Here is a 6103-nt window from a genome sequence, read left to right on the forward strand (position 1 = left end):
TCCATCAGCAAAAGGGGATGATAAGTTTATCACCACCGACTATTTGCAACAGTGCCCATCGGCGTAGTAGTGGATGTGGTCGATGACAAAGCCGGTGCGGGTCAGCGTGCGCCGGAGGATCGGCAGAAAATCGACCAGGAACGAAGTAGCGCGTGTGACGACGGCCGGTACGCCGACACGCGCCACGGCCTCGGCCCAGCGCGCGGCCGGCGGTTGGAGCAGGCCGTTGTGCACCGAACCGTGGTAGGTGCCGACCGCCAATGTGAGCCAGCGCTCTAGCTCGCGCAGCGTCAGGGCGGCCTTGTTTTCGGAATCGTAGTCGCCGCGCTGGTCAGGGTTGGAGAAGGTCGTTCCCGGCAGTTCGTCGTGAATCATCTGCATCGCCGTGCCGATGATCCGTTCCACGATGCCGCCATAGTGCGGCTGTCCCAGCGGGCGATAGTCCAGCCGGATGCCATGCTGCTCGCAACCCCGGCGCAGGGCCTCGCTCTTGAACTCGGCCGCGTTGTCTAGGTAGAGCAGCAAGGGCTTGCCGCTCATCTGCCAATCCATTTCCACGTTCAGTCCTTCCAGCCAAGGGCGCTTGTCGCAGGCGACATGCACGAGGCACAGGCCAACCGAAACGGCAGACGGCGCTTCCAGCGTGACGACCATGCCGAGCACGCAGCGGGTGAACACGTCGATGGCGAGGGTCAGGTACGGGCGGCCAATAGGTTGCCGGTCGCGGTCATCGACCACGATCAGGTCGATGACCGTATGGTCTATCTGCACCTGCTCCAGCGGCGCGGTCACGGCAGGAGGCTCGCCGCCCACACCTTGTAGGTCACGAGCGGCATCCTGGCCTTCCCGCCGGCGGATGACCTTGCGCGGGTCAAGGCTAGCGATCCGTAAGGCCACGGTATTGCGCGCCGGCACTCGCAGTTTTTGAGCCTTGCACACCTGAGTGACTTCGCGGTGAAAGGCCGCTAGGCTGCGCTTCTGCTTGGTCAGGAACCGCTTTTGCAGTAGCTCGTGGATGACGCGCTCGACCGGTTCCGGCAAGCGCCCCTTACCTTTACCTCCACCGGACTGGCCGGGCACCAGATCCGTCACGAGGCCGCTGCCTTGCCGGGCACGCCGGATCAGAACGTATACCTGGCGCCGAGACAAGCCCAGCGCCTGAGCCGCCATATCGGCCGCTTCGTGCCCGACCGTCTCCGACTGCGCCAACGGACTGATGATCTCCGCACGACGGCGCGCACGCTCCCAAGCCTCATCAGGCAGAGTGGCCACGCCTTGTTCTGGAATCCGTGGGGTGTCCGTCGCCATGCTCACCTCGCTTTGGTGCACACGAGTATTGAGCATAGTCGAGATTGGTGCAGATCACTTCTGATATTGAACTGTCAGGAGCTGGCTGCACAACAGCCATTACGCCCAATCAACTGGTGCAGTCGTCTTCTGAAAATGACATCCATGCCCAGCCCGTGCGCGAGCTGGATCACCGCCCGCACGATAGTTTGGTCACGGGCATCATCCGGGAGCCTGGCGACAAAGGATTGGTCGATTTTCAATGTGGTGATGGGGCAGCATTTCAGATGTTGCAGGCAGGAATAGCCGGTGCCGAAGTCGTCGGCGGCGAAGCGCACGCCGATGGCGCGCAAGGCGTCGAAACTGGCGAACAGGGCTGGATTGCCGAATGCGACCGATTCGGTCAGTTCGATCTCCAGAAGCTCGGCGGGCAGGGCCATATCGGCCAGCACCCGCTTTACCTCGTCGTCGAACGTTGGCCCAACCTGGCTGGCGGACACATTGATGGCAAGACGGAACGGTTGCCATGCCGGTCCTTGCCACTTGTGCATCTGGCGACAGGCCTCGCCCAGCACCCACGCGCCTATTTCCGGCATCAGGCCGAACGACTCGGCCAGCGGCAGGAACTGGCCGGGCGGCAACAGGCCAAGCCTCGGATGCCGCCAGCGCATCAACGCTTCCGCGCCAGCGATCCGGTGATCGCGCAGATCGACCAGCGGCTGGTAATGCAGGTCAAGCTGTCCGCGCGCCGCCGCCTGCGCCAACTCGGCCGCCGTCCATCCGGCGGGCTGCGAACTCGTCATGATCCGCCCCGGAAGGCGCGCAGCAGCCGCGTTACGGCCAGAACGAACAAGCCGGTCAGCGCGAGCGCGGCAACACCCCAATGCTCGCCAAGGAAGGCACCGGCGGTCGTCCCGGCCAGCACGGCGGCGAGAATCGGCAGATGGCAGGGGCAGGTCAACACGGCCAGCGCACCCCACAGGTAGCCGGAAACGGGTTGGCGCGTCTCGGGCGGCAGTTTGTCAGGGGCGTTCACGGCAATGCCTCCTCGTGCGCCCGCTCGGCTGGCATGGAGGCCAGTTGCGCGTCCAGATGGGCCAACGCCGCGCGCCGCCGCTCGACCAACTGGCGCAGCACGGCAAGCTGCGCTGCGGCTTGTGCGCCGTCCGCTGCGTCGAGCGCACGGCACAGCCGCGCCAGGGCATCCAGGCCGATACCCGCCTCGAAGGCCGCGCGCACGAAGCACAGCCGTTGCAAGGCCGCATCGTCGAACACGCCGTAGCCGCCCGTGGTGCAGGCCACCGGCCGTAACAAGCCGCGCACCAGGTAGTCGCGCACGATATGTACGCTCACCCCAGCGTTATGGGCCAGTTGCGATACCGTGTAGGCGCTCATCGCACACCTCCTTGTCCTCACCCGGCGCAGCAGGAAAGCTGCTTCACATCCTTGTTGAAGGTCTGCGCCGCGAGCTTCAACCCTTCGACCATCGTCAGGTAGGGGAACAACTGGTCGGCCAGTTCCTGCACCGTCATCCGGTTGCGAATCGCCAGTGCGGCCGTCTGGATCAGTTCGCCCGCTTCCGGGGCCACTGCCTGCACGCCGATCAGTCGTCCGCTGCCTTCTTCAACCACCAGTTTGATGAAGCCGCGCGTGTCGAAGTTGGCGAGCGCGCGCGGCACGTTGTCCAGCGTTAGCGTGCGACTATCAGTTTTGATGCCGTCATGGTGCGCTTCCGCCTCGCTGTAGCCTACGGTCGCCACTTGCGGGTCGGTGAACACCACGGCCGGCATCGCGGTCAGGTTCAGGGCCGCGTCACCGCCGGTCATGTTGATCGCGGCGCGAGTGCCGGCCGCTGCCGCCACATAGACGAACTGCGGCTGGTCGGTGCAGTCGCCTGCGGCGTAGATGTGTTCCACGCTTGTACGCATGCCGGGGTCGATGACGATAGCGCCTTGCGGGGTGAGCGTGACGCCCGTCGCATCCAGTGCCAGCTTGCGTGTGTTGGGCGCGCGGCCGGTGGCGACCAGCAGCTTGTCGGCGCGCAGTTCGCCGTGCGCCGTGGTGAGCACGAATTCGCCGTCCCCTTCACCATTGATATACGCGACCTGGCTGGCCTGGGTGTGTTCCCTCACCTCGATGCCCTCCATGCGGAATGCGGCCGTGACGGCTTCGCCTATAGCTGGGTCTTCGCGGAAGAACAGCGTGCTGCGAGCCAGGATCGTCACCTTCGCTCCGAGTCGGGCGAACGCCTGCGCCAGCTCCAGCGCCACCACTGATGAGCCAATCACGGCCAGGCGCTTAGGAATCGTCTCGCTGACCAGCGCTTCAGTGGAAGTCCAGTACGGAGTGTCTTTCAGGCCGGGAATCGGCGGCACGGCCGGGCTCGCGCCGGTGGCGATCAGGCAGCGGTCGAATGCCACCACGCGCTCGCCGCCGTCGTTGAGTTGCACGATCAGGTTGCGATTGTCCTTAAAGCGGGCGGAGCCGTGCAGCACAGTGATCGCCGGATTGCCCTCCAAGATGCCTTCGTACTTGGCGTGGCGCAGTTCATCGACGCGGGCCTGCTGCTGGGCCAGCAGCGCCGTGCGCTGGATGGTCGGCGTGGTAGCGGCGATGCCGCCATCGAACGGGCTTTCCCGGCGCAGATGGGCGATATGGGCGGCGCGGATCATGATCTTGGACGGCACACAACCGACATTGACGCAGGTGCCGCCGATGGTGCCGCGCTCGATCAGCGTGACACGTGCGCCTTGCTCGACGGCCTTCAGCGCCGCTGCCATCGCGGCCCCGCCGCTGCCGATGACGGCGATATGCAATGCGCCGCTGCTACCCGTCTTGTCGTTTCTGCCCAGCAGATCGCGCATCTTGTCGAGCAATCCGCCCGGCGTCGAAACTGAGGGGGCATCGGCCAGCGTGGCCCGATAACCGAGTCCAGCTACAGCGGCCGTCAGCGCGTCGGGTGACGTGCCGACCTCAATGGCGAGCTTGGCGCTGCCCTTGGCGTAGGAGACATCCGCTGATTGCACGCCGGGCACTTTCTCCAGGGCGTCCTTGACATGCACTGCGCACGAGTCGCAAGTCATGCCGGTGATTTTGAGAGTGCTCATACCATCGTTCCTTATTCGTGTGGGCCGCCGTGTCGCACGGTCAGCCGTCTTTCACAAGCGCTTGGCGGGGAGTTCGCAGCCGTCCAGTCCGCAACGGCGATGCGCCGGCGACACGAAGTCCCAGATCGACACCCCAATCATCAAGGCCAGGCCGACGTACATCAGGTTCGCCGTCCACCAGTTGCCGAGCAGCCAGACCGTGGCCGCAAACACGATGGCCGGGCCGATCATGCCGAGCAGACTGCGCAGCCATTGCCGATGACTGAACCAACCCAGCGCGTTCGCCAGGAAGGCCAGCGCGGCAAACAGCGGCAGCAGGCGGCTGATGAACAGTCCCTCGTACTGGCTCAAGAAGCCCAGCCCGATGGCCGCGCCGAAGCTGGCGAGGGCTGGAAAGCAGGCGGCGCAGCCCATCGCGGAAACGACGCTGCCGAGCGCGCCGGTTTTATCGGCAATGCGTGTCATCAGTCCCATGAAGCGGCTCTCGCTGTTGTCGTTGGCTTGCTGGCTCACTGCTTGACGCTGGACGGATAGCCGGCGTCTGCGGTGGCCTTGGTCAGCTTCTGTACGCTGGCCTTGGTGTCGTCAAAAGTGACGACGGCCTCGCGCTTCTCGAAGCCCACATCGACCTTGCTCACGCCTTCGACCTTGGAGAGCGCTTTCTTGACTGTGATCGGGCAGGCGGCGCAAGTCATGCCGGGAACCGCTAGCGTGACGGTCTGGGTAGCGGCCCACACCGGGGCAACAGCGGCGGCGAGGGCAAGGGAGGCAAACAGTTTCTTCATGATGAACTCCTGGTTAATAGAAAAATGGAACGACATAGGGAAATCCAAGCGCGACCAGGACCAGCACGGCCACGATCCAGAAAATCAGCTTGTAGGTGGCGCGCACCTGCGGAATCGCGCAGACCTCACCTGGCTTGCATGCCTGCACGGGCCGGTAAATCCGCTTCCAGGCGAAGAACAGCGCCACTAGCGCCGCGCCGATGAACAACGGTCGATAGGGTTCCAGCACCGTCAGGTTGCCGATCCAAGCACCGGAGAAGCCCAGGGCGACCAGTACTAGCGGCCCCAGGCAGCAGGTCGATGCAAGAATGGCGGCCAGCCCGCCGGCGAAGAGCGCACCGCGCCCGTTTTGTGGTTCAGACATACGTTGGCCCTTTTGAATTTGGATTGGATAGCGTAACCTTACTTCCGTACTCATGTACGGAGTCAAGCGATATGGAAAATAATTTGGAAAACCTGACCATTGGCGTTTTTGCCAAGGCGGCCGGGGTCAACGTGGAGACAATCCGCTTCTATCAGCGCAAGGGCCTGTTGCGGGAACCGGACAAGCCTTACGGCAGCATCCGCCGCTATGGGGAGGCGGACGTGGTTCGGGTGAAATTCGTGAAATCGGCACAGCGGCTGGGGTTCAGTCTGGACGAGATTGCCGAGCTGTTGCGGCTCGACGATGGCACCCACTGCGAGGAGGCCAGCAGCCTGGCCGAACACAAGCTCAAGGACGTGCGCGAGAAGATGGCCGACTTGGCGCGCATGGAAACCGTGCTGTCTGAACTCGTGTGCGCCTGCCATGCACGAAAGGGGAATGTTTCCTGCCCGTTGATCGCGTCACTACAGGGCGAAGCAGGCCTGGCAAGGTCAGCTATGCCTTAGCGTGCTTTATTTAATGAGATGGTCACTCCCTCCTTCCCAGTACTATGCTGAGGA

General features: G+C 63.8%; 8 protein-coding genes and 1 pseudogene. 1 reads left to right on the forward strand and 8 read right to left on the reverse strand.

What is annotated here, in order from left to right; translation table 11 throughout:
- Positions 1–57: 57 nt before the first annotated feature.
- From ACOTX7_RS23600 to ACOTX7_RS23635, 8 genes and pseudogenes are all read right to left on the reverse strand, one after another.
- A pseudogene (locus tag ACOTX7_RS23600) lies at positions 58–1308 on the reverse strand (transposase); the annotation flags it as partial.
- A 74-nt stretch (positions 1309–1382) separates the two neighbouring features.
- A complete protein-coding gene (locus ACOTX7_RS23605; protein WP_001300294.1) occupies positions 1383–2051 on the reverse strand; it encodes an EAL domain-containing protein in 669 nt (222 codons plus the stop codon).
- A gap of 35 nt (positions 2052–2086) precedes the next feature.
- The gene (gene merE / locus ACOTX7_RS23610; protein WP_000993386.1) at positions 2087–2323 is read right to left on the reverse strand and encodes a broad-spectrum mercury transporter MerE; all 237 of its coding nucleotides are present in this window, start codon (positions 2321–2323) and stop codon (positions 2087–2089) included.
- The gene (gene merD / locus ACOTX7_RS23615) at positions 2320–2682 is read right to left on the reverse strand and encodes a mercury resistance co-regulator MerD (protein ID WP_001277456.1); all 363 of its coding nucleotides are present in this window, start codon (positions 2680–2682) and stop codon (positions 2320–2322) included. Before merD ends, merE begins: the two co-directional genes overlap by 4 nt.
- A 17-nt stretch (positions 2683–2699) precedes the next feature.
- Positions 2700–4394: a mercury(II) reductase gene (merA, locus tag ACOTX7_RS23620; protein WP_000105636.1), complete on the reverse strand. Its 1695-nt coding sequence runs from the start codon at positions 4392–4394 to the stop codon at positions 2700–2702.
- Positions 4395–4445: 51 nt separating this feature from the next.
- Positions 4446–4868 carry an organomercurial transporter MerC gene (merC, locus tag ACOTX7_RS23625; protein WP_001447540.1) on the reverse strand — a complete coding sequence of 141 codons (423 nt, stop codon included), beginning with the start codon at positions 4866–4868 and terminating at the stop codon, positions 4446–4448.
- 35 nt (positions 4869–4903) lie between these two features.
- Positions 4904–5179, reverse strand: a complete 276-nt coding sequence (merP, locus tag ACOTX7_RS23630; protein ID WP_000732292.1) for a mercury resistance system periplasmic binding protein MerP — start codon at positions 5177–5179, stop codon at positions 4904–4906.
- A gap of 13 nt (positions 5180–5192) precedes the next feature.
- Entirely contained in the window at positions 5193–5543 is a 351-nt protein-coding gene (locus ACOTX7_RS23635) for a mercuric transport protein MerT (protein WP_001294663.1), read from the reverse strand.
- A 71-nt stretch (positions 5544–5614) separates the two neighbouring features.
- On the opposite strand from ACOTX7_RS23635, the gene merR reads away from it, so the two are divergent.
- Positions 5615–6049, forward strand: coding sequence for an Hg(II)-responsive transcriptional regulator (gene merR, locus ACOTX7_RS23640; protein WP_000429836.1), 435 nt, complete (start codon positions 5615–5617; stop codon positions 6047–6049).
- Positions 6050–6103: the final 54 nt, after the last annotated feature.

The sequence above is a fragment of the Enterobacter cloacae complex sp. IR5418 genome (assembly GCF_049238105.1).
GTDB classification, from domain to species: domain Bacteria; phylum Pseudomonadota; class Gammaproteobacteria; order Enterobacterales; family Enterobacteriaceae; genus Enterobacter; species Enterobacter hormaechei.

What these genes read in the sequence shown, in the direction of transcription:
- merP (WP_000732292.1), bottom strand. Translation starts at nt 5,179, where the DNA reads ATGAAGAAACTGTTTGCCTCCCTTGCCCTCGCCGCCGCTGTTGCCCCG.
- merR (WP_000429836.1), top strand. Translation starts at nt 5,615, where the DNA reads ATGGAAAATAATTTGGAAAACCTGACCATTGGCGTTTTTGCCAAGGCG.
- merA (WP_000105636.1), bottom strand. Translation starts at nt 4,394, where the DNA reads ATGAGCACTCTCAAAATCACCGGCATGACTTGCGACTCGTGCGCAGTG.
- merD (WP_001277456.1), bottom strand. Translation starts at nt 2,682, where the DNA reads ATGAGCGCCTACACGGTATCGCAACTGGCCCATAACGCTGGGGTGAGC.
- merC (WP_001447540.1), bottom strand. Translation starts at nt 4,868, where the DNA reads ATGGGACTGATGACACGCATTGCCGATAAAACCGGCGCGCTCGGCAGC.
- ACOTX7_RS23635 (WP_001294663.1), bottom strand. Translation starts at nt 5,543, where the DNA reads ATGTCTGAACCACAAAACGGGCGCGGTGCGCTCTTCGCCGGCGGGCTG.